Origin of the sequence: Streptomyces sp. NPDC058145, assembly GCF_042884245.1 — a bacterium.
Classification (GTDB): Bacteria; Actinomycetota; Actinomycetes; order Streptomycetales; family Streptomycetaceae; genus Streptomyces.
Window position 1 is genome coordinate 164,194 of the sequence record NZ_JBHVUH010000013.1, and the last position, 22,475, is coordinate 186,668.

The window sequence follows — 22,475 nt, forward strand, 5'->3', positions numbered from 1 at the left end:
TCGCAGTCGGGCCGCGGCGCTCCCTGACGTTCATTCAGGAACGTGCCGAACGGGTGGCGCGCAAGACCCCCACACGGGCTAGCGAAGGCGAATCGTGGCTGGTCAGAGCCGTTTGAGAGGGGCTCGGGGAAGAGCACACGAATGGAGCGCGGGGCGGGGGTGAACGGGTGACCGGTACCCGCGTGGCGGCGGGCACCGCCTCGTCACCGGCCGCCACGGCGGGTGGGAGCGGACCGGCCGCGCCGTACGGCGCGCGAAGAGGGCGGCCGCCCCGGTACCCACTGGACCGGGACGGCCGCCCAACGCGCGTATCGGCGGGACCTAGTTGACGTTGACCGCGCTCCAGGCGGCGGCCACCGCGTTGTACTCCGCGCTGCCCGCGCCGTAGAGGTCCTTGGCGGCGTTCAGAGTGGCCGTGCGGGCGCCCGCGTAGTTCGTGGAGGACGTCATGTAGACCGTCAGCGCCCGGTACCAGATCTTGCCGACCTTGTCCCGGCCGATGCCGGTGACCGTCGAGCCGTTGGACGTCGGCGAGTTGTAGTCGACGCCGTTGATGGTCTTCGCGCCGCTGCCCTCGCTCAGCAGGTAGGCGAAGTGGTTGGCGACGCCCGAGGAGTAGTGGACGTCGAGGTTGCCGACCGACGAGCTCCAGTAGTCGGCGGAGCTGCCGTCCCTGGACGGCTTGTCCATGAAGCGCAGGGCCGCCTTGCCGAAGCCCGGCTTCACGATCTTCTCGCCGATGAGGTAGTCACCCTGGTCGGAGGAGTTGTTCGCGTACCACTCGACCATCGTGCCGAGGATGTCCGAGGTGGCCTCGTTCAGGCCGCCGGACTCGCCCGAGTAGGTCAGCGCGGCCGTCTTCGACGTCACGCCGTGGCTCATCTCGTGCCCGGCCACGTCCAGCGCCACCAGCGGCCCGAAGGTGCTGCCGTCACCGTCGCCGTACGTCATGCAGAAGCAACTGTCGTCCCAGAAGGCGTTGTTGTAGTTGCTGCCGTAGTGGACGCGGTTGTACGAGCCCTTGCCGTCGCCCGCGATGCCGTTGCGGCCGTGGACGTTCTTGTAGTAGTCCCAGGTCTCGTTGGTGCCGTACTGGGCGTCGACGGCGGCCGAGGCGCGGTCGGCGGTGCTGCCCGTGCCCCAGTGGTTGTCGGCGTCCGTGAACAGGGTCGCCGGGGCCCGGCTGAAGCAGATCCCGAAGAAGCACAGGTCGGTCTTGCCCTCGGCGTCACCGGTGTAGGTGTTGCCGCGGGTCGGGTCCTTCAGCTGGTACGAGGAGCCGGACTGCGTGGTCTCCATCGGCACGGTCCCGCTGTACAGCGACTTGCCGTCGCCGGTCGCCGTCTCGATGCTGTCCCAGGCGTCGATCTGGGCGCCGGTGCGGGCGTCGGTCAGCACGGTCCGGGCGACCGGGTTGCCGAGCGAGTCCTGGCCGACGGCGTTGGTGCGCCAGGCGAGCTTCGGGGCGCCGTGCAGGGCGTCGACGACCAGCTCGGGCTTGGCCTTCACCTGCCGCAGCTTCTCGCCGAGGTTGGCGGCCCGCAGGGCGTTCACCGCGAGGTCGGCGGCCCTGGGCGCGGACAGCTTCGGGGTGGTGGAGGGAACCGAGATCCTGGTTCTGGTCGCGCGGTCGGCGCTGCGGTAGTCACCGCTCGGCGCCAGGTGGACGACGAAGTCACCGCCGAGCACCGGAAGCTGATGGTACGTACGGTCGTACCGGACGTGCTGGGTGCCGTTGTTGTCGACGATCACGTCCCGGACGCTGGTGTCCTGGGCGGAGGTCAGGCCGAGGCTCTTCGCCTGTGCCACGATGGCCGAGGCCGCGTTCTCGACGGCGGTGGCCCGGGTCGGGCGGCCGTCGGCGTGGGCGGCGGGGGAGAGCGCGGCGGCCAGGAGGGTCGCCGTGGTGGCGGCGACGCCGGCGGTGGCGAGACGACGGGAACCCCGGACGTGCTGACGTATCCGACTCATCTGTCTCCTTGGGGAGGCGCCTTCGAGGCGTGGGGGCGGGGGCGCTGTGTTGACTGAGATTTAAGGGGCCATGACATGTCATGTCCATAGCGCCTTCATGGAGATGTGTGAGAAGGCAGCGCAGGAGGAGAATCGTTTCCGTGACCACTCCGGACGCCCTGGACCCCCTGCCGTTCTTCGTCTACGGCACCCTCCGCCCCGGCGAGCGCAACCACGACCTCTTCCTGCGCGGCCGGACGGACCGGGCGGAACCAGGACGATTTTCGGGCGCGGCGCTGTACGACGGCCCCGGCTACCCCTACGCCGTCGAGGAGCCCGGCGGCACGGTCAGCGGCGAACTCGTCACCGCGTCACCGCGGTCCTACGCCGGACTCCTGACCGAACTCGACCGCCTGGAGGAATACACCCCGGGCAACCCCCACAACCTCTACGAACGGGTCCCCCGCCCCATCGAACGCCCCAACGGCACGACAATCCGGGCCTGGGTCTACCTGGCGGCCCCCGCCATCGCCGTCCGCCTGCGGGCCGGGGGGCGGCGGATCGCCGGCGGAGACTGGCTGGAACGCGGCTGAGGGGGACTCGACTCGGAGGCCTTCTGGCGTTCTAGGCCTGTGGCCCGAGGGGCTCCACCCGTACCGCGCATGTCTTGAATTCGGGCATCTTCGATGTCGGGTCCAGGGCCGGGTTCGTGAGGGTGTTGGCCCGGCCCTCGCCCGGCCAGTGGAAGGGCATGAAGACCGTGTCGGGGCGGATCGCCGTGGTGATGCGGGCGGGGGCCACGGCGCGGCCGCGCCGGGAGATCACCGCCAGCGGGTCGCCCTCGGCCGCGCCGAGGCGGGCCGCGAGGCGCGGGTGGAGTTCGATGAACGGGCCGGGCGCGGCCGCGTTCAGCTCCGCCACCCTGCGGGTCTGCGCCCCCGACTGGTACTGGGACACCACCCGGCCGGTGGTCAGCAGCAGCGGATACTCCGCGTCCGGCTCCTCCGCACTGGCCCGGTGCGCCACGGCGACGAACCGCGCCCGGCCGTCGTCGGTGGCGAAACGGTCGAGGAAGAGGCGGGGGGTGCCGGGGTGGGCGGGGGGCGAGGCGGGTCCGTCCGGTGCGGGGGTCCTGGTGGCCGTACCGGCGGCGCCCTGCGCCGACACCTCCGGACATGGCCAGAAGACGCCGTTCTCGTCCGCCAGGCGGCGGTAGGTGATGCCCGAGTAGTCGGCGGGGCCGCCCGCGCTGGCGCGGCGGAGTTCCCCGAAGACCTCCTCCGGGTCGGTCGGGAAGCCCTTCTCCACGCCGAGGCGGGTGGCCAGGCCGTGCAGTACCTCCAGGTCGCTGCGGACCCCGGGGGGCGGGGCGACGGCCCGGCGGCGCAGCAGGACCCTGCCCTCCAGGCTGGTCGTCGTACCCGTCTCCTCGGCCCACTGCGTGACCGGCAGGACGACGTCCGCCAGTTCGGCCGTCTCCGAGAGGACGACATCGCACACGGCCAGGAAGTCCAGCGAGCGCAGCCGCTCCTCCACATGAGCCGCCCGCGGCGCCGACACCACCGGGTTGGACCCCATCAGCAGCAGCGCCCGGATGTCCGTGCCCAGCGCGTCCAGCAGCTCGTACGCGCTGCGCCCCGGGCCGGGCAGGCTGTCCGGGTCCACGCCCCACACCTCGGCCACGTGCCGCCGCGCCGCCGGGTCCTCCAGCTTGCGGTAGCCGGGCAACTGGTCGGCCTTCTGGCCGTGTTCGCGTCCCCCCTGCCCGTTGCCCTGCCCGGTCAGACAGCCGTACCCGGACAGCGGACGGCCCGCCCGGCCCGTCGCCAGGCACAGGTTGATCCACGCGCCCACCGTGTCCGTCCCCTTGGACTGCTGCTCGGGCCCCCGCGCCGTGAGCACCATCGCGGACTCCGGCTCGCAGAACATCCGTACCGCCTGCCGCAGTTGTGGAACGGACACCCCCGTGATCCGCTCCACGTACTCCGGCCAGTGCGCCATCGCCGCCGCCCGGGCCTCCTCCCAGCCGGACGTGCGCTCCTGGATGTACTCCTCGTCCGTGCGGCCCTCGGCCACCACCAGGTGCAGCAGGCCCAGCGCGAGGGCGAGATCGGTGCCCGGCCGGGGCGCCAGGTGCAGGTCGGCCTGCTCGGCCGTCTTGGTGCGGCGCGGGTCGACGACGATCAGCGTGCCGCCGTTGTCGCGCAGTTCGCTGAAGAAGCGCAGCGACGGCGGCATCGTCTCGGCGAGGTTGGAGCCGACCAGGACGACGCAGCCGGTGCGCGGGATGTCCTCCAGCGGGAACGGCAGCCCCCGGTCGAGGCCGAACGCCCTGGTGCCGGCGGCCGCCGCCGAGGACATGCAGAACCGGCCGTTGTAGTCGATCTGCGAGGTGCCGAGCACCACCCGCGCGAACTTGCCGAGCCCGTACGCCTTCTCGTTCGTCAGCCCGCCCCCGCCGAACACTCCCACCGCGTCGGGCCCGCCGTGCGCGCGCACCGACGACAGGGCCCCGGCGATCCGGTCCAGCGCCTCGTCCCAGCCCGCCTCCACCAGCCGTCCCCCGGACCGCACCAGCGGCGAGGTCAGCCGGGCCGCCGGCGACAGCACCTGGGCGGCCGTACGGCCCTTGCCGCACAGCGCGCCCCGGTTCACCGGGAAGTCCGGCCGTTCGGTCACCCCGACGCCGCCCTGGGGCAGGGGCGTGATGTTCATCCCGCACTGCAGGGCGCAGTACGGGCAGTGGGTGGGCGTCGAGGTGGTCTCCATGCCGACCAGCGTGCTTCCGGAGTGTTACGGCCCGCGGCGGCTCCTTGTTACACGGCCGGGAAGCCGACCTCCCCGTGCCCGCCCGCCCGCCGTGAGGCCCCGGTCACCGGCCGGACGCGAGCGCCCGCGTGACGCCGGGCTCCTTCGGCCCGAGGAACCGCGGATCCGGCTGGAACACCGCGTCCAGCACCGCCTTGCCCGCCGCGAACACCTCGCGCGTGCCGCCGTAATACCAGGTCACGTCGTGCTTGGCGTCGACCCCGACGCCGTACGAGTCCACCCCCGCCGCCTCGCACAGCGCCACCGCCCGCCGGATGTGGAAGCCCTGGCTGATCAGCACCGCCCGGTCCACCCCGAAGATCTTCCTGGCCCGCACACAGGAGTCCCAGGTGTCGAAGCCCGCGTAGTCGCTGACGATGCGCGCGTCCGGCACCCCGTGCCGGGTCAGGTAGGCGCGCATGGCGTCGGGCTCGTCGTAGTCCTTGCGGCTGTTGTCCCCGGTGACGAGGACCGCCTCGATCCGCCCCTGCCGGTAGAGCCCGGCCGCCGCGTCCAGGCGGTGCGCGAGGTACGGCGACGGCTCCCCGTCCCACAGCCCGGCCCCGAACACCACCGCGACCTCGGTGCGCGGCACGTCCGCCGCGGTCCGCAGCCGGTCCGCCGTCGACACGTACAGCCAGGTCGCCGGCAGCAGCGCCAGCACGCACCCGGACATCACGGCCTGCACCAGCCGCCGCCACCCCCTGCGGGTGCGCGGCAGCCGCGGTCGGCGCGTCTTCATGCGGTCCCCCCGTGATCGGTTCCGACCAGGAGGACGCGGCTCACGGAGATCCGGTTCGCCTCGACGCTCCGATTCGCCCTCACATCGTGCATCCGTACGAGGTGAAGTCGCGGAAAATACCCGTGACCGTCCGGCAACGGCGGCGCAACGAACCGACGTCAGGATCGTTCCATGACGGCGTCGAACCCTCCCAGCGACGAGCCCACCCTCCACCTCGACAGCGCGGCGCACCTCATGAACAGCATCAGCAGCCGGCTCGCCGACCGGCTCGGGCTCGTGTCGCCGAGCGGACGCCGCCGCCTTGCCCCTGCCCCGCCGGCCCTTGTCCTGGTCGCCCACGGCAGCCGCGACCCGCGCGCGCTGCGGACCGTACGGGCCCTGCGGGACCGGGTGCGCGAGCAGCGCCCCGGCCTCCCCGTCCACCTGGGCCACATCGAGCTGAACGAGCCCCTGCTCCCGGACACCCTGGCCGCACTCGGAGCGTCCCCCGCGATCCTCGTACCGCTGCTCCTCGGCCGGGGCTACCACGTCAAGCGGGACATCCCCGAGATGGCCGCCGCCTCGCCCGCACGCACGCGCGTGGCCGCCCCGCTGGGCCCGCACCCGCTCCTGGTGGACACCTTGCACGCCCGCCTGCTGGAGGCAGGCTGGCCCCCGGCTCAGGACGCCGCCACGCGCCGCACGGGCGCGGTCGTCCTCGCGGCGGCAGGTTCCCGCGACCCCGACTCGGCCACCGACACCCGCCGCACGGCCCGCCTGCTCGCCGACCGTCTCGGCGTCCCCGTGATCCCGGCCTACGCCTCGGCGGCCACCCCGACGGTCGACACCGCGGTGCGGGCACTCGCCGCACGCGGCCGCCACCGGGTGGCGATCGCCTCCTGCTTCACGGCCCCCGGCCGCTTCGCGACACAGTGCGCCCGCCAGGCACTCTGGATCGCCTCGGAGCCCCTGGGCGCCCACGAGGCGATGGCCCGCCTGGTCCTGCACCGCTACGACCGGACACAGGCACTGACGGAGGCGGACCTGGCGTCGGCCTGAGACCAGGGGTGGCGGAAACACCCTCAGAGGCGCGGGACCGTATCGACATGCGGCTCCGCCGCGTGGGCGCGACCGGGCCACAACACACCCGCACCCGCGACTCGACACACCCCGGCAGACGCTCAGGCGCCCGGCACGCCCCGATTGTCACCACCGCACCGTACTGTCGAGCCATGGAAGGCACCGCAGGTACCGGCACCGCACCCCTCTCGGCCTACGATCCGACGTCGGTCGAACGCTGGGCACCCGAACCCGACAAACGACCGGGCCGCACCGCCTTCCAGCGCGACCGCGCCCGCATCCTGCACTCCGCGGCCCTGCGCCGCCTGGCCGGCAAGACCCAGGTGGTCACACCGGGGACCCTCCCCCACTCTCAACTTCGTTCGAGCGGGGGGACCCCCATCCAGGCCTGGGACGCCAGTCCCCGGACCCGCCTGACCCACTCCCTGGAGTGCGCCCAGGTCGGCCGTGAGCTGGGCGCCGCCCTCGGCTGCGACCCCGACCTGGTCGAAGCGGCCTGCCTCTCCCACGACCTCGGCCACCCGCCTTTCGGCCACAACGGCGAACAGGCCCTGAACGAGTTCGCCGACGACTGCGGCGGCTTCGAGGGCAACGCCCAGTCCCTCAGACTGCTCACCCGCATCGAGCCCAAGCGGTTCACCCCCGAGGGCTCCGTCGGCCTCAACCTCACCCGCGCCGCCCTCGACGCCGCCACCAAGTACCCCTGGCCGCGCAGCGCCCATCCCACCGACCCGGCGTCCGTGAAGTTCGGCGTGTACGAGGACGACCGCCCGGTGTTCGACTGGGTCCGCAAGACCGCCCCCGGCTCCCGCACCTGCTTCGAGGCGCAGGTCATGGACTGGGCGGACGACGTGGCCTACTCGGTGCACGACGTCGAGGACGGGCTGCACGCCGGCCACCTCGACCCGAACTGCCTGCACGCCGAACCCGAGCGGCAGGCGGTGTTCGAGGTCGCCGTCGGCCGGTACGTCCCCGCGGGCACCGACCCCGCCGAGCTCGCCGAGGCCCTCGACCGGCTCCAGGACCAGGAGTGGTGGCCGCACGGCTACAACGGCACGGCGGTCGCCCAGGCCCGCCTCAAGGACGCCACCAGCCAGCTCATCGGCCGGTTCTGCCTGGCCGCCGAGGGCGCCACCCGGGCCGCGTACGGCGGCGGCCGGCTCACCCGCTACGGCGCCGAACTCGTCGTGCCCCGCGAGACCCGCATGGAGTGCGCGGTCCTCAAGGCGGTCGCCGACCGGTACGTCATGCAGCGCGCCGAGCAGGAGCGGCTGCGCGCCGACCAGCGGGTGGTCGTGGCCGAGCTGGCCGAGGCGCTCACCGCCCGCGCGCCGGACGGCCTCGACCCCCAGTTCCGGGCCCTGTTCGACGAGGCGCCCGACGACCACGCGCGCAAGCGGGTGATCGTCGACCAGATCGCCTCCCTGACCGACGCCTCCGCCCGCTCGCTGCACGCGAGACTGACGGGGCATATCCAGCGGGTAAGTGCCCCCCCAGTGGCCTGATCGGGGCACTCCCTCTTCCCGCAGCACGCCCAGTGCGGGACGCTCGCATATGGCGGCACCCTTACGAGGAGGCATCAAGTGGTCGACGCGGATCAGACATTCGTCATCGTCGGAGGCGGCCTCGCCGGCGCCAAGGCGGCCGAGACGCTCCGTGCGGAGGGCTTCACCGGCCGGGTGATACTGATCTGTGACGAGCGCGACCACCCGTACGAGCGACCCCCGCTGTCCAAGGGCTATCTGCTCGGCAAGGAGGAGCGGGACAGCGTCTTCGTGCACGAGCCCGCCTGGTACGCGCGCAACGACGTCGAGCTGCACCTCGGCCAGACCGTCGACCGGATCGACCGCGCCGCGAAGACCGTGCGCTTCGGCGACGACGGCACCCTCGTCCACTACGACAAGCTGCTGCTCGCCACCGGCGCGGAACCCCGCCGCCTCGACATCCCCGGCACCGACCTGGCGGGCGTGCACCATCTGCGCCGCCTCGCCCACGCCGAGCGACTCAAGGGCGTACTGGCCGCGCTCGGCCGGGACAACGGGCACCTGGTGATCGCCGGCGCCGGCTGGATCGGCCTGGAGGTCGCGGCGGCGGCCCGCGAGTACGGCGCCGAGGTCACCGTGATCGAGCCCGCGTCGACCCCGCTGCACGGCGTCCTCGGTCCCGAGCTGGGCAACGTCTTCGCGGAGCTGCACCGTGCCCACGGCGTCCGCTTCCGCTTCGGGGTGCGGCTCACCGAGATCGTCGGCCAGGACGGTGTGGTCCTCGCCGCCCGCACCGACGACGGCGAGGAGCACCCCGCCCACGCGGTGCTCGCGGCGATCGGCGCGGCCCCGCGGACCGCCCTCGCCGAGGCCGCGGGTCTTGAACTGGCCGACCGGGCGCACGGGGGCGGGGTCGTGGTGGACGAACGGCTGCGGACGTCCGACCCGGACATCCACGCGGCCGGCGACGTCGCCTCCTTCCCGCACGCCCTGTTCGGCACCCGGCTCCGCGTGGAGCACTGGGCCAACGCCCTGAACGGCGGCCCGGTCGCCGCCCGCGCGATGCTCGGCAAGGACGTCACCTACGACCGCGTGCCCTACTTCTTCACCGACCAGTACGACCTGGGCATGGAGTACAGCGGCTGGGCGCCGCCCGGGTCGTACGACGAGGTGGTCATCCGGGGCGACGCGGGCAAGCGGGAGTTCATCGCGTTCTGGGTCCGGGAAGGCCGGGTCCTGGCCGGAATGAACGTGAACGTGTGGGATGTCACAGAGCCCATCCAGAACCTCATCCGTTCCGGGGCCCGGGTGGACACGGACGCGCTCGCCGACCCCCACGTGCCCCTGGACGGCCTCGGTTCCTGATCTCCGCGGGCGCCGGGACCGTCGCACGAGCCCCGTGCCGCGATTTCCGGGGGGCAGCCCCCGGACCCCCGGCCGGGAGCCGGGCAGCGCGCCGGGGAGTGTCGGTCCGGCCCCGTAGAATCGCATCGTGGCAGGACGGATCAACGACGAGGACGTGAAGGCGGTACGGGACGCGGTCCCGATCGACGCCGTGGTCTCCGAGTACCTCCAGCTGCGCAACGCCGGTGGCGGCAACCTCAAGGGGCTCTGCCCCTTCCACGACGAGAAGTCGCCGTCCTTCCAGGTCAGCCCGAGCAAGGGACTCTTCCACTGCTTCGGCTGCCAGGAGGGCGGCGACACCATCACCTTCGTCATGAAGGTGGACCACCTCTCCTTCTCGGAGGTGGTGGAGCGGCTCGCCGCCCAGGCCGGCATCACCCTGCGCTACGAGGAGGGGGGGTACAACCCCGCCCACCAGCGCGGCGAGCGCATCCGCCTGGTCGAGGCGCACAAGATCGCCGCCCAGTGGTACGCCGAACAGCTCGCCAACGGCGCCGAGGCCGAGACCGGCCGCGTCTTCCTCGCCGAGCGCGGCTTCGACCAGGCCGCCGCCGTCCACTTCGGCGTCGGCTACAGCCCCCAGGGCTGGGACCACCTCACCCGCCATCTGCGCGGCAAGGGCTTCACCGACAAGGAACTGCTCCTCTCCGGCCTCGCCCAGGAGGGTCGCCGCGGCCCCATCGACCGGTTCCGCGGCCGTCTGATGTGGCCCATCCGGGACATCGGCGGCGAGGTCGTCGGCTTCGGCGCCCGCAAGCTGTACGAGGCGGACAACGGCCCGAAGTACCTGAACACGCCCGATACGGCGATCTACAAGAAGTCCCAGGTCCTGTACGGCATCGACCTGGCCAAGCAGCACATCGCCAAGACCAGCCGGGCCGTCGTCGTCGAGGGCTACACCGACGTCATGGCCTGCCACCTGGCCGGGGTCACCACGGCCATCGCCACCTGTGGCACGGCCTTCGGCGGCGACCACATCAAGATCCTCCGCCGGCTCCTCATGGACAACGGCTCCGCCCGGGTGATCTTCACCTTCGACGGCGACGCGGCCGGCCAGAAGGCGGCCCTGCGCGCCTTCGAGGACGACCAGAAGTTCGCCGCCGAGACCTACATCGCCATCGCCCCCGACGGCATGGACCCCTGCGAGCTGCGCCTGGCCAAGGGCGACGAGGCGGTCGCCGACCTGGTCGAACCGCGCACCCCGCTCTTCGAGTTCGCGCTGCGCCAGATCGTCGCCCGCTACGACCTGGACACCCCGGCCGGCCGGGCCGCCGCCCTGGACGAGGCCGCCCCGATCGTCGCCCGCATCAAGAACAGCGGCGCCCAGCACGAGGTCGCCGTCGAGCTGGCCGGGATGCTCGGCATCCTCGACACCCAGTTCGTGGTCAAGCGGGTCGCCCAGCTCGCCCGCTGGGCCCGTGAACGCGGCAAGGGAGGGCCCCAGCAGCAGCCCCGCGGCCCGCAGCAGCAGTGGGAGACCGGGCCCCGCACCGCGGGCCCGTCCGGCCCGGCCCTCACCCTGCGCAACCCCGTCTACGCCGCCGAGCGCGAGCTGCTCAAGCTCGCCCTCCAGCGCCCCGACCTGGTCTCCCCGGCCTTCGACGCGTACGGCGTGGACGAGTTCACCGCGCCGCCCTACGCCGCCGTACGTCAGACCATCGCGGAGGCCGGCGGCGCCGAGTACGGCGTCGAGGACGGGCAGGAGTACCTGGTCCGCGTCCGGGACGCCGCGCCCGACGACACCGCCCGCGCCATGGTCACCGAACTGGCCGTCGAGCCGATCCTGCGCCGCACCGTGGACGAGACGTACGCCGGCACGGTGCTGGTGCAGATCCGCCGCCGCGCCGTGGAGCGCCGCATCCACGACATCCAGTCCCAGCTGACCCGCCTGTCCACCGGCGGCGACCCGGCCCAACTGGCCGCCGTGCAGAACGAGATGTGGGTCCTCCAGCAGTACGACCAGGCCCTGCGCGAACGGGGCGCGTCAGCACTGTGAGGGGCCGCCCCACGAGCCCCGGCGGTCCGCAGTTGCCAGTCGCATAGTCCGGCGAGCCGGGTAACCGCCGAGTCACGGACCGGACGCAAAAAGTCACCGCACGACCCTCGTGGCAGGGATGTGTCTTACCCCACACTGGGGGCGGTGCCCGAGCCCCCGGTGCCTGCCCCAGGAGCGCATGCCGTCGACTCTCCGCTCCCGAAGCACCGCTGCCGCAACCCTCCGAGCAGCGATCATCCTGGAGGTCGCCCCCCGTGCAGACCCAGACCCTCACCCAGACCGACAGCAGCGCCGGCGCCACGGCGGACGGGCCCGGCGCGGAGTCCGGAGTCCTCGTGGCCGTCCCCCCGCAGAGCCGCGCCTTCGGCCACCCCGAGGCGGCCCAGGAGCAGACCGGTGAGCCGGCGGAGCCGCCCGCCGAGGCGCTGACGGAGGAGCCGGAGGAGGCCGCCGAGCCCGCCGAGCCCGCGGGGCCCGCGGTCGCCGGGCGGACCGAGACCGCCGGCCCGTCCGCGGACCTGTTCCGCCAGTACCTGCGCGAGATCGGCCGCATCCCGCTGCTCACCGCCGCCGAGGAGGTCGACCTCGCCCGCAAGGTGGAGGCCGGGCTGTTCGCCGAGGAGAAGCTGAGCAGTACCCCCGACCTGGACAGCCGGCTCGCGCACGACCTGGACCGGCTCGTCGTCATCGGCCGGATGGCCAAGCGCCGGCTGATCGAGGCCAACCTGCGGCTCGTGGTGTCGGTGGCGAAGCGGTACATCGGCCGCGGTCTGACCATGCTCGACCTGGTGCAGGAGGGCAACCTCGGGCTCATCCGGGCCGTGGAGAAGTTCGACTACGCCCGGGGCTACAAGTTCTCCACCTACGCCACCTGGTGGATCCGGCAGGCCATGTCCCGTGCCCTGGCCGACCAGGCCCGCACCATCCGGGTGCCCGTGCACGTGGTGGAACTGATCAACCGGGTCGTCCGCGTCCAGCGCCGCATGCTGCAGGAACGCGGCTACGAGCCCGCCCCCGAAGAGGTCGCCACCCAGCTCGACCTGCCGCCCGAGCGGGTCCGCGAGGTGCTGCGGCTCGCCCAGGAGCCGGTGTCCCTGCACGCCCCGGTCGGCGAGGAGGACGAGGTGGCCCTCGGCGACCTCATCGAGGACGGCGACGCCGCGAGCCCCGTGGAGTCGGCCGCCTTCCTGCTGCTCCGGGAGCATCTGGAGGCCGTGCTCTCCACCCTCGGCGAGCGCGAGCGGAAGGTCGTCCAGCTCCGCTACGGCCTGGCCGACGGCCGCCCACGCACCCTGGAGGAGATAGGGCGCCTGTTCGGCGTGACCCGGGAGCGGATACGGCAGATCGAGTCCAAGACCCTCAACAAGCTCCGGGACCACACGTTCGCGGACCAGTTGCGGGGCTACCTCGACTGACCGGGGCCGCCCGCGGCGTGAGCGGCCCCCGCCACGGATCAGTCCACCTCGGCCACGGCCTGGGCGAACTGCGCCTTGTACAGCCGGGCGTACGCCCCGTCGGCCGCCAACAGCTCCGTGTGCGCGCCCTGTTCGACGATGGAGCCGTTCTCCATCACCAGGATGGTGTCGGCGTCCCGGATCGTCGACAGCCGGTGCGCGATGACGAACGACGTCCGCCCGTGCGCGAGTTTGGCCATCGCCTTCTGGATCAGCACCTCGGTACGGGTGTCCACGGAACTCGTGGCCTCGTCCAGCACCAGGATCACCGGGTCGGACAGGAACGCCCGCGCGATGGTGATGAGCTGCTTCTCACCGGCGCTGACCCCGGAGCCCTCGTCGTCGATCACGGTGTCGTAGCCGTCGGGCAGGGTGCGGATGAACCGGTCGGCGTGGGCCGCCCGGGCCGCCTCCTCGATCTCGCCCCGGGTGACGCCCGCCCGTCGCCCGCCACCACCCTGATCGGGTGCGCTTCGCGCACCCCCTTCCACTCCGGCACCGTAGGCGATGTTCTCCGCGATGGTGCCGCCGAACAGCCAGGTGTCCTGCAGCACCATGCCGATGCCGGACCGCAGTTCGTCCCGGGACATCCGCCGCACGTCCACCCCGTCCAGCGTGATGCGCCCGCCGGAAACGTCGTAGAACCGCATCAGCAGGTTGACCAGTGTGGTCTTGCCCGCACCGGTCGGGCCGACGATCGCCACCGTCTGCCCGGGCTCCACCGTCAGCGACAGATCCTCGATCAGCGGCTTCTCCGGGTCGTACCGGAACGACACGTGCTCCAGGCACACCCGTCCGCGCAGTTCCTCGGGCCGCACGCCCGGCACCGGGTCCGCCTCCTGCTCCTCCGCGTCCAGGAGTTCGAAGACCCGCTCCGCCGAGGCGACACCCGACTGCACCAGGTTCGCCATCGACGCGACCTGAGTCAGCGGCATCGAGAACTGCCGCGAGTACTGGATGAAGGCCTGCACATCACCGATGGACAGCGCGCCCGACGCGACCCTGAGGCCACCGACGACCGCCACCAGCACATAGTTCAGGTTCGACACGAACATCATCAGCGGCTGCATGACGCCGCTGTTGAACTGCGCCCGGAACGCGGCCTCGTACAGCGCGTCGTTCTGCTCGGCGAACTGCTTCGCCGACTCCTCCTGCCGGCCGAACACCTTCACCAGGGTGTGCCCGGTGTACATCTCCTCGACGTGCGCGTTCAGCTTGCCGGTGGTGCGCCACTGCTGCACGAAGTGCGGCTGCGACCGCTTGCCGACCCGGGTGGCGACCACGAACGACAGGGGAACGGTCACCAGCGCGACCAGCGCCAGCAGCCAGGAGACGTAGAACATCATCACCAGCACGCCGATGATGGTCAGCACCGCGTTGATGAGCTGACCCATCGACTGCTGCAGCGTCTGCCCGATGTTGTCGATGTCGTTGGTGGCCCGGGAGAGCACCTCACCGCGCCGGCGCTTGTCGAAGTACGACAGCGGCAGCCGCGACAGCTTCGTCTGCACGGACTCGCGCAGCCGGTACATGGTGCGGTTGACGGCCCGGTTGACCAGCCGGGTGGCGACCGCCATCAGCAGACCGGCGACCAGGAAGGTGCCGAGCGCGAGCAGCAGCACGTGCCCGACGGCACCGAAGTCGATGCCCTGGCCGGGGGTGAAGTCGGTGCCCTTGAGCATGTCCGCGATCCGGCCCTGGCCGCGCTCGCGCATCGACTGGAGCACCTGCTCCTTGGTGGCCCCGGCCGGCATCCGCCGGCCGACGATGCCGGCGAAGACCAGGTCGGTGGCCCTGCCGAGGATCTTCGGGCCGAGCACGCTGAGGGTCACACTGACGACCACGCACAGCAGCAGGGCGCAGATGGTGACCCGTTCGGGCCTGAACTGGGCGACGAGCCGCTTGCCCGAGCCCTTGAAGTCCATCGAGCGCTGGTCGGGTGGGCCGCCCCCGGCCATCATGCGTCCCATGGGCCCGGCCATCAGGCGGCCTCCGCTTCCGTCAGCTGGGAGAGCACGATCTCCCGGTAGGTCTCGTTGGTCGCCATCAGCTCGTGGTGCCGGCCGGTGCCGACCACCCGTCCCTCGTCCAGCACGATGATCCGGTCCGCGTCCCGGATGGTGGCCACCCGCTGGGCGACGATCACGACGGTCGCCTCGGCGGTCTCGCGGCCGAGCGCGGAGCGCAGTGCCGCGTCGGTGGCGTAGTCCAGCGCGGAGAAGGAGTCGTCGAAGAGGTAGATCTCCGGGCGCTGCACCAGCGTGCGGGCGATGGCGAGCCGCTGCCGCTGACCGCCCGAGACGTTGGTGCCGCCCTGCGCGATCGGCGCGTCGAGCCCGCCCTCCAGCTCGGTGACGAAGTCCTTGGCCTGCGCCACCTCCAGCGCCTGCCACAGCTCCTCGTCGGTGGCCTCCGGATTGCCGTAGCGCAGGTTGGTCGCGACCGTCCCGGCGAACAGGTACGGCTTCTGCGGCACGAGCCCGACGGTCCCGGCGAGCAGCTCGGGGTCGACGTCGCGGACGTCCACGCCGTCCACGAGCACCTCGCCCTCGGTGGCGTCGAACAGCCGCGGGACCAGGCCGAGCAGCGTCGACTTCCCGCTGCCGGTCGAGCCGATCACGGCGGTCGTCTCGCCCGGCCGGGCCACCACGTCGATGGACTTCAGCACCGGCTCCTCGGCACCCGGATAGCGGAAGCCCGCGCCCCGGATCTCCAGATGCCCGTGCCGGCGCAGCTCGGTCACCGCGGCGACCGGCGGCACCACGCTCGAGTCGGTCCCCAGGACCTCCTGGACGCGCTCGGCGCACACCTCGGCGCGCGGCACCATCATGAACATGAAGGTGGCCATCATCACGGACATGACGATCTGCATCAGATAGGCGAGGAACGCGGTCAGGTCGCCGATCGCCATCCCGCCGCTGTCGATGCGGTGGGCGCCGAACCAGACCACAGCGATGGACGACACGTTCACCACCGTCATGACGATCGGGAACATGAGGGCGAGCATCCGGCCGGTGGCCAGCTGCATCTCGGTCAGGTCGCCGTTCGCCTTCCCGAACCGGCCCTGCTCGTACTCGTCCCGGACGAAGGCGCGGATCACCCGGTTGCCGGTGATCTGCTCGCGCAGCACCCGGTTCACCGTGTCCAGGCGCGTCTGCATGGACCGGAACAGCGGCCGCAGCCGGCGCACGATCAGCGTCACGGAGATGCCGAGCACCGGCACGACGGCGACGAGCACCCCGGACAGCGGCACGTCGAGACCGAGCGCCAGCACGATTCCGCCGACACACATGATGGGCGCCGACACCATCAGGGTGAACGACATCAGGACCAGCATCTGGACCTGCTGCACGTCGTTCGTCGTTCGGGTGATGAGCGAGGGCGCGCCGAAGTGGCCGACCTCACGGGCGGAGAACGACTGGACCCGGTCGAAGACCGCGCCGCGCACGTCCCGGCCGAGCGCGGAAGCGGTCCGGGCACCGAAGTACACGGCGCCGATGTTGCACACGACCTGCGCCAGCGAGATGCCGATCATCAGGGCACCGGAGGACAGGATGTAGTCCGTGTCACCCTTCACGACACCGTTGTCGATGATGTCGGCGTTGAGCGTGGGCAGGTAGAGGGTGGCGCAGGTCTGCAGGAACTGCAGCAGCACCAGGAGCACTATGGGTTTTTTATAGGGTCTGAGATAGGTACGCAGAAGTCGTATGAGCACGCTACGTCTCTCGGAGTCGGCGACAGGGGCTGGTCGATGTGCCCTTCGCCCCTATCGTCGGACACTCCACCCGTGTTACCTCAACCGATTAAGCCATCGGCGTGCCCCGTGCCCCGGAGGTTCGGGCGGTCACGGGCGAAACGCTCCGGGGTGGGTCTGCTCCCGCACCGACACGAACTGCTGCCGCACCGCCTGCCCCACGGCCAGTTCCTTGCCCGGCTCCAGCACCTGCGCGGCCGCGCCGTGCCAGGCCGGCGGGGTGCGCGGGTCGAGCGCCCCCTGCGACACGCCGAGCGCCCAGGCGGCCTGCCGGGCCGCGCCGATCGCCGCGTAGTCCGCGGGCTGCGGTACGACGACCTGCGCGCCGAACAGCGACGGCGCCGCGGCCTGTACGGCGGGCAGCTCCGCGGCCGCGCCGAGCAGGAAGACCCGCCGCACCTCGACGCCCCGCCCGCGCAGCACGTCCAGCGCGTCGGCGAGTCCGCACAGCATGCCCTCGAACGAGGCCCGCGCCAGATGCTCGGCCTTCATCGACTCGCGCCGCAGTCCGGCCAGCGTGCCCGCGGTGTGCGGAAGCAGCGGTGTCCGTTCACCCTCCAGATACGGCAGCAGCACCAGCCCGTGCGCCCCCGGCGTCGACTTCATCGCCAGGTCGGACAAGCTCTCCAGATCGGGCAGACCGAGCAGTTCGGCGGTGCCGCGCAGGGTGCGCACGGCGTTCAGGGTGGTCACGACCGGCAGATGCATGCCGGTCGCGTCGGCCAGGGAGGTGATCATCCCGGACTGGTCGGCGAGCGCCTCCGGGTGCACTGCCATCACGGAACCGGACGCCCCCAGGGAGACGACCGCGTCCCCGAGCCCGATCCCGAGCCCGAAGGCCGCGGCCATGGTCTCCCCGGTCCCGGCGGAGATCAGCAGCCCCTCCGGGGTGGTGCCGGCCGCGTCCGACGGGCCGATCACCTCGGGCAGCATCACCTGGTGGCCCAGTGCCAGCTCGACCAGGTCGGGGCGGTAGCCGCCGGTGGCCGCGGACCAGTACCCGGTGCCGGAGGCCCCGCCGCGGTCGGTGGTCCGCCGCACCGGCCGCCCGAGAAGCTGCCAGACCAGCCAGTCGTGGGCCTGCAGCAGCACGGCGGTGCGCTGCGCGTTCTCGGGTTCGTTCTTGGCGAGCCAGCGCAGCTTGGTCACCGGCTGCGCGGCCTGCGGTACGGACCCCACGGCCAGGGCCCAGGCCTCCCGGCCGCCCAGCGCGTCGACCAGGTCGGCCGCCGCGACCTGCGCCCGCTTGTCCGCGCCGACCAGCGCCGGACGCACGGTGTTGCCCTGGGCGTCCAGCGGGACCAGTGCGTTCTGCTGGGTCGAGACCCCGATGGCCTGCACACCCTCCAGCAGCCCGCCACCCGCGGCCTCGCCCAGGGACAGCAGCCAGGCCTGCGGGTCCACGTCACTCGGGCGCCCGCCGCCGTCCGGCGTTTCGACCGGATGCGGGGCATACCCCTGCCTCAGCACGGCTCCGGTGTCCGTGTCGCAGACCACGATGCGCGTGAAATCGGGTGAGCTGTCCAAGCCGGCGACTATCCCCATGGCGAAAATTCTGCCGCATCGCGGCGCTTGCTTCGGCCCTGGGAGCGGTGGTGCCGCAAGAGCGTTACGTGTTGCTCGTGCCCCAGTCGTCCTCTGGAGTGCCGTTCACGTTGCGTTCGCGCAGGGAGCGCACGCGCTGGGCGACCGCTGCGGGGACCCGGTCGCCCACCTTGTCGCTGACCGTGTGGAACGCCTTGCCCGCGTACTGGCGGCCCTGCTGGGCGGCCGTCTCCGCGGTGTTCCGCACGGCCGGGTTCTCCGCGAGCCGGCGAGCCGATTTCTTCAGCTGCTCGTAGCGCTCGCGTCCGGCCCTCGTGCCCAGCACGTAACCGAGGGCCACTCCGGCGAGGAACGTAAGCCGGTAGCGCATGGCTGCCACCCTTCCCTTTGTCTGAGGTCTCTGGTGCGGCGTCGGCGCCGGGGAGAACCGATTGGCGGAGCACCCCCCTGCTTGCGCTAATGTATGTGTCGCAGCGAGCGCCCGCCCCCTGGCGAATACCCAGGTAGGTGCGTTCGATGCAACGAAGCGATCCTCCGTAGCTCAATTGGCAGAGCAGCCGGCTGTTAACCGGCAGGTTACTGGTTCGAGTCCAGTCGGGGGAGCTTCGATCCTCCGTAGCTCAATTGGCAGAGCAGCCGGCTGTTAACCGGCAGGTTACTGGTTCGAGTCCAGTCGGGGGAGCGCGTTGAACGAGGACCCTCCGGGGTCCTTTTTCATGCCCCTGGGAACCGCCGCCGACCTGGGGAAGTCCTCAAGGTCAGGAAGCAGCGCGGAAGCCGACCATCCGAAGCAGGAGATCGTATGAGCGGCTATGCTGCGGCAGACGGCGCGCACACATGTACGCGACACGCCGCTATGGGGCGGTAGCTCAGCCGGTTAGAGCAGCGGACTCATAATCCGTCGGCCGTGGGTTCGAGTCCCACCCGCCCCACTCAGTACTACTCCCGCAGAAACGTCTCATCATCCGGCGCCCCGCCGAGGACGCCGATGATCACGGCCAACGAGCCGCCGGCCGTCCGACCGTCGGCAGCCCGACGGATCGTTCGGGTTCGTCAAGCAGCTCGGACAACCACCCTCGAACGGTCATGACTTGCCGTGATTTTGGCTTGGACATGCCCTGCGCTGGGCACGCACCTCCTACCGGGAGCCGCCGCGGGGGCGCCGCCGGCAGGAGGAGGGCGTCATGGACCGTCGTATCCGGGTACGTGTCATTCGTCGGCCCGCCGCCCCGCGCGAGCAGGAGATCGACCGCAGGACGCCCTCCGGGCGCGTCCTCCCGTACTGACCGCCGCGCCCGCCGTCACCGGTCGTCGTGGGCCGGCGGCACATGGCGGGCCACCGCCGCGCGCAGTGCGGCACGCAGGGCCTCGGGCGGCGCGGGGCCGTCGGGCGCCGTGCTCGCGGAGAGCGCGCCGGCCACCTCGCGCAGCTTGGTGTTGGTGCGCTGGGAGGCCTCCCGCAGGATGTGCCAGGCCTGTTCGGGGGTGCAGGAGTGAGCGGCCATCAGGATGCCGCGCGCCTGGTCGATCACCGGGCGGGAGTCGATCGCGTGCCGCAACTGCGCTATCTCCGCCCGCAGCAGCCGCAGTTGCTCGGCCCGCTCACGGGCCATCACGGAGGCACCGCGGGCGGGCGAGCCGGCGAACGGCGTGGCCGGCAGCGGGTCGGTGTCGTCAAGGCCCGCCAGTTCCAGCACCCGGCGCGGCTGGTCCTGCCAGCCCGTGAGCGCGACCGGCACGCCGCGCCGGCGCCCGTACTCGCCCAGCACGTCCAGGAACCGCAGGCCCGAGGTGTCCATGAAGGACACGTCACTCATGTCCACTTCGACCCGGCCGACGTCCGCGGGGAGGGCGGCCAGGGCTCTCGCCATCGTGTCCGCGCAGCCGAGGACCAGCTCCCCGCGCGCCTTGAGCAAAGCCCGGTCACGTACCGTCCGACCCTCGACGACCAGTGCGTCCAGCCGTCCGGTGTGCGAGTCTCGTGCCGCTGAGGTCATGTCTCCGCCCTGCCTCGGTCCTCGTGGCTCGCATCTCGCCTGCCCTCGCCTCCCGGCGCCTACACCCCCGCGCGGCGACACCGGGGCGCATACTGGGGCCCGTGTTTCCAGAGCCGCAGGGAGGTGTCGTGAGCGTGCCGGAGCCGGACTGGTCCCCGACGGCCGCCACCGCACCGCCGGCCGCGGTGCGCTGCCCGGACGTGCCGCCGTCATGACCACGGCCCGCGAACCCTTCACGCACCCCGCCCTCTTCTACGCGGACACCGAGCAGTACCTCGCCGGCACCGTGCCGTTCGTGCGCGCCGGCCTGGCCGCCGGTGAGCCGGTCGCGGTCGCCGTGCCAGGGGAGAACCTGCGGCTGATCCGGGACGCGCTGGGCGCCGACGCCGACGCCGTGCGCTGCCTGGACATGCGGGAGGCCGGACGCAACCCCGGCCGGATCATCCCCGGCGTGCTGCACGCCTTCGCCGACGGCGGGGCGCCCGGCCGGCGCGTGCGCATCGTCGGGGAGCCGGTGTGGGCGGGCCGCAGCGCCGCCGAGTACCCCGCCTGCGCCCAGCACGAGGCGCTCATCAACGCGGCGTTCGGGGGTCGCGAGGTCACCATCCTGTGCCCCTACGACACCGCACGCCTGGACGAGCGGGCGCTCGCCGACGCCCACGCCACCCACCCCGTCGTCATTCCGCCCGGCGCCACGGAGCCTCGTCCCAGCGAGGCCTACGACCCCGAGGGCGTCGTCGCCCGCTACAACCGGCCGCTGTCGCTCACCCCGGTCACCGGGCCCGACGTCCTCACCCTCACCTACGGCAGCGGCTCCCTCTCCAGGGCCCGGCACCTCGTCACCGAGCACGGCCGCCGGCTCGGCCTGACCGGCCTGCGGCTCGAGGACCTGTCCCTGATCACCGCCGAGCTGACCACCAACAGCGTGGTCCACGGCGGCGGCACGGGCGCGCTCACGGCGTGGGCCGAGGGCGGCCACATGCTGCTGGAGGTCCGGGACCGGGGCAGCCTGACCGACCCGCTGGCCGGCCGACGTCCCGCCGCCCGCGACCGGCGCGGCGGCCGCGGACTGCTCCTGGTCAACCTGCTGTCCGACCTGGTCCGGACGCACACGGCGGAGTCCGGTACGACGATCCGCAGCTACCTGTCCCGGTAGGGAACCCGCGCGTCCGTCCCGTCAGAATGCCGGCTCGCACGTCCTGGCGGGCCCTGCTCGTCCGTCCCGTCGGGCCACCCGCTCAGGCGGCGCGCGGGTTCAGGACGAGGGGTTCGACGGTGCCCTCCAGCATGGCGCCGAGGCCCTGGACCGCGCACAGCTCCGGCCGTTCCGCGATGTGCACCGGAATGCCGGTCGCCTGACGCAGCATCTGGTCCAGGCCGGGCAGCAGGGCGGAGCCGCCCACCATCACGAGCCCGCAGTCGGCGAGGTCGGCCACCAGGTCGGGCGGGCACTCGCGCAGCACCTTGCCGATGCCGTCCAGGACCGAGGTCAGCTGGGGCTGGATGGCGTTGCGGACGGCCGCCGTCTTGACCCGCACACTGCGGGCGAGTCCGGTGACCACGTCCCGCCCGTGGATCTCCGTCAGAGCCGGCCCGTCCAGGGCGAGCCCGGCGCCGGCCAGGGCGAGCTGCAGCGGCCGTACCGCCTGGCTGGGCAGCAGCAACCGGTGCTCGAGCCGCAGGTGCTGCACGATCGCGTTGTCGACGGCCTCCCCGCCGACCGGGATCCGTTCGGCGGTGACGAGCGAGCCGAGGGCGAGCACGGCGACCTGCGTGGTCGCCGCCCCGCACACCATGATCATGGTCGCCTCGGGCTGCTCCACCGGCAGCCCGCACCCCACCGCGGCGGCGATCAGCGTGTCCACCAGCTCGACCCGGCGCGCCCCCAGCCCGACCAGTGTCTCGATCGTCGCCCGCTGGGCGAGCGGGTCCGCGTCGTGCGGGGTGCAGGCCGCCGCCCGCAGCCGGGGCTTGCGGCGCAGGGCACGGCGCACCTTGTCGCCGAGCAGTTGGCGCAGCATGCGCTGCGCCATCTCGATGTCGACCACCGTGCCGCCGGAGACGGGCCGCACGACCTTGATGTAGCCCGGCGTCCGCCCCGTCATCTTCTCCGCGAAATCGCCCACCGCGATCAGCGCGCCCGTCCGGGTGTTCACGGCCGCGACCGAGGGCTGATCGACGACGATACCGGCACCCTTCACATACACCCGGGTACGGGCCGCGCCCAGGTCGACGGCGAAGTGACAGCGACGCAACTGCTCCAGGCTGACGGTCACGACGGA

Annotated in this window: 15 protein-coding genes, 3 tRNA genes and 1 pseudogene; 10 read left to right on the forward strand and 9 right to left on the reverse strand. The window is 72.3% G+C overall.

Features of this window, described 5'->3' with window-relative positions; all coding sequences use genetic code 11:
- Positions 1 to 321 precede the first annotated feature (321 nt).
- Positions 322 to 1,971, reverse strand: coding sequence for a M4 family metallopeptidase (locus ACFVVO_RS28250; protein WP_390058556.1), 1,650 nt, complete (start codon positions 1,969 to 1,971; stop codon positions 322 to 324).
- A 140-nt stretch (positions 1,972 to 2,111) separates the two neighbouring features.
- Here ACFVVO_RS28250 and ACFVVO_RS28255 point away from each other — a divergent pair, with 140 nt between their 5' ends.
- Positions 2,112 to 2,543: a gamma-glutamylcyclotransferase family protein gene (locus tag ACFVVO_RS28255; protein WP_390058558.1), complete on the forward strand. Its 432-nt coding sequence runs from the start codon at positions 2,112 to 2,114 to the stop codon at positions 2,541 to 2,543.
- A 31-nt stretch (positions 2,544 to 2,574) separates the two neighbouring features.
- On the opposite strand, the gene ACFVVO_RS28260 is transcribed toward ACFVVO_RS28255, so the two are convergent.
- Positions 2,575 to 4,719 carry a molybdopterin oxidoreductase family protein gene (locus tag ACFVVO_RS28260; protein ID WP_390058560.1) on the reverse strand — a complete coding sequence of 715 codons (2,145 nt, stop codon included), beginning with the start codon at positions 4,717 to 4,719 and terminating at the stop codon, positions 2,575 to 2,577.
- A gap of 103 nt (positions 4,720 to 4,822) precedes the next feature.
- Positions 4,823 to 5,500 carry a vancomycin high temperature exclusion protein gene (locus ACFVVO_RS28265; RefSeq protein WP_390058562.1) on the reverse strand — a complete coding sequence of 226 codons (678 nt, stop codon included), beginning with the start codon at positions 5,498 to 5,500 and terminating at the stop codon, positions 4,823 to 4,825.
- 171 nt (positions 5,501 to 5,671) lie between these two features.
- Between ACFVVO_RS28265 and ACFVVO_RS28270 the strand changes: the two genes are divergently transcribed.
- From ACFVVO_RS28270 to ACFVVO_RS28290, 5 genes and pseudogenes are all read left to right on the forward strand, one after another.
- Positions 5,672 to 6,538, forward strand: a complete 867-nt coding sequence (locus ACFVVO_RS28270; RefSeq protein ID WP_390058564.1) for a sirohydrochlorin chelatase — start codon at positions 5,672 to 5,674, stop codon at positions 6,536 to 6,538.
- A gap of 173 nt (positions 6,539 to 6,711) precedes the next feature.
- Entirely contained in the window at positions 6,712 to 8,064 is a 1,353-nt protein-coding gene (locus ACFVVO_RS28275) for a deoxyguanosinetriphosphate triphosphohydrolase (protein WP_390058566.1), read from the forward strand.
- 78 nt (positions 8,065 to 8,142) lie between these two features.
- Positions 8,143 to 9,408 (forward strand): NAD(P)/FAD-dependent oxidoreductase, encoded by a 1,266-nt coding sequence (locus ACFVVO_RS28280; RefSeq protein WP_390058568.1) that lies wholly within the window; start codon positions 8,143 to 8,145, stop codon positions 9,406 to 9,408.
- A gap of 127 nt (positions 9,409 to 9,535) precedes the next feature.
- Positions 9,536 to 11,443, forward strand: coding sequence for a DNA primase (gene dnaG / locus ACFVVO_RS28285; protein ID WP_390058570.1), 1,908 nt, complete (start codon positions 9,536 to 9,538; stop codon positions 11,441 to 11,443).
- A gap of 135 nt (positions 11,444 to 11,578) precedes the next feature.
- A pseudogene (locus ACFVVO_RS28290) lies at positions 11,579 to 12,858 on the forward strand (RNA polymerase sigma factor).
- A gap of 38 nt (positions 12,859 to 12,896) precedes the next feature.
- On the opposite strand, the gene ACFVVO_RS28295 reads toward ACFVVO_RS28290, so the two are convergent.
- The 4 genes from ACFVVO_RS28295 to ACFVVO_RS28310 form a co-directional block, all read right to left on the reverse strand.
- Complete coding sequence (locus ACFVVO_RS28295) at positions 12,897 to 14,879, reverse strand: ABC transporter ATP-binding protein (protein ID WP_390058572.1); 1,983 nt, start codon at positions 14,877 to 14,879, stop codon at positions 12,897 to 12,899.
- A complete protein-coding gene (locus ACFVVO_RS28300; RefSeq protein ID WP_390058573.1) occupies positions 14,879 to 16,612 on the reverse strand; it encodes an ABC transporter ATP-binding protein in 1,734 nt (577 codons plus the stop codon). The genes ACFVVO_RS28295 and ACFVVO_RS28300 overlap by 1 nt, the downstream gene beginning before the upstream one ends.
- Before the next feature lie 129 nt (positions 16,613 to 16,741).
- Positions 16,742 to 18,196, reverse strand: a complete 1,455-nt coding sequence (locus ACFVVO_RS28305) for an FGGY-family carbohydrate kinase (RefSeq protein WP_390058575.1) — start codon at positions 18,194 to 18,196, stop codon at positions 16,742 to 16,744.
- Between the two features lie 64 nt (positions 18,197 to 18,260).
- A complete protein-coding gene (locus ACFVVO_RS28310; protein ID WP_390058576.1) occupies positions 18,261 to 18,566 on the reverse strand; it encodes a YtxH domain-containing protein in 306 nt (101 codons plus the stop codon).
- 160 nt (positions 18,567 to 18,726) lie between these two features.
- Between ACFVVO_RS28310 and ACFVVO_RS28315 the strand changes: the two genes are divergently transcribed.
- From ACFVVO_RS28315 to ACFVVO_RS28325, 3 genes are all read left to right on the forward strand, one after another.
- Positions 18,727 to 18,799: transfer RNA gene (locus ACFVVO_RS28315), tRNA-Asn, on the forward strand.
- 6 nt (positions 18,800 to 18,805) lie between these two features.
- Positions 18,806 to 18,878 (forward strand) — tRNA-Asn (locus ACFVVO_RS28320).
- Positions 18,879 to 19,054: 176 nt separating this feature from the next.
- Positions 19,055 to 19,128: transfer RNA gene (locus ACFVVO_RS28325), tRNA-Ile, on the forward strand.
- A gap of 369 nt (positions 19,129 to 19,497) precedes the next feature.
- Here the strand turns inward: ACFVVO_RS28325 and ACFVVO_RS28330 are convergent.
- A complete protein-coding gene (locus ACFVVO_RS28330) occupies positions 19,498 to 20,193 on the reverse strand; it encodes an ANTAR domain-containing response regulator (protein WP_390058577.1) in 696 nt (231 codons plus the stop codon).
- Positions 20,194 to 20,404: 211 nt separating this feature from the next.
- On the opposite strand from ACFVVO_RS28330, the gene ACFVVO_RS28335 reads away from it, so the two are divergent.
- Complete coding sequence (locus ACFVVO_RS28335; RefSeq protein ID WP_390058579.1) at positions 20,405 to 21,349, forward strand: anti-sigma factor RsbA family regulatory protein; 945 nt, start codon at positions 20,405 to 20,407, stop codon at positions 21,347 to 21,349.
- Between the two features lie 82 nt (positions 21,350 to 21,431).
- Here ACFVVO_RS28335 and ACFVVO_RS28340 read toward each other — a convergent pair whose 3' ends face one another.
- Positions 21,432 to 22,469, reverse strand: a complete 1,038-nt coding sequence (locus tag ACFVVO_RS28340; protein WP_390058581.1) for a rod shape-determining protein — start codon at positions 22,467 to 22,469, stop codon at positions 21,432 to 21,434.
- Positions 22,470 to 22,475: the final 6 nt, after the last annotated feature.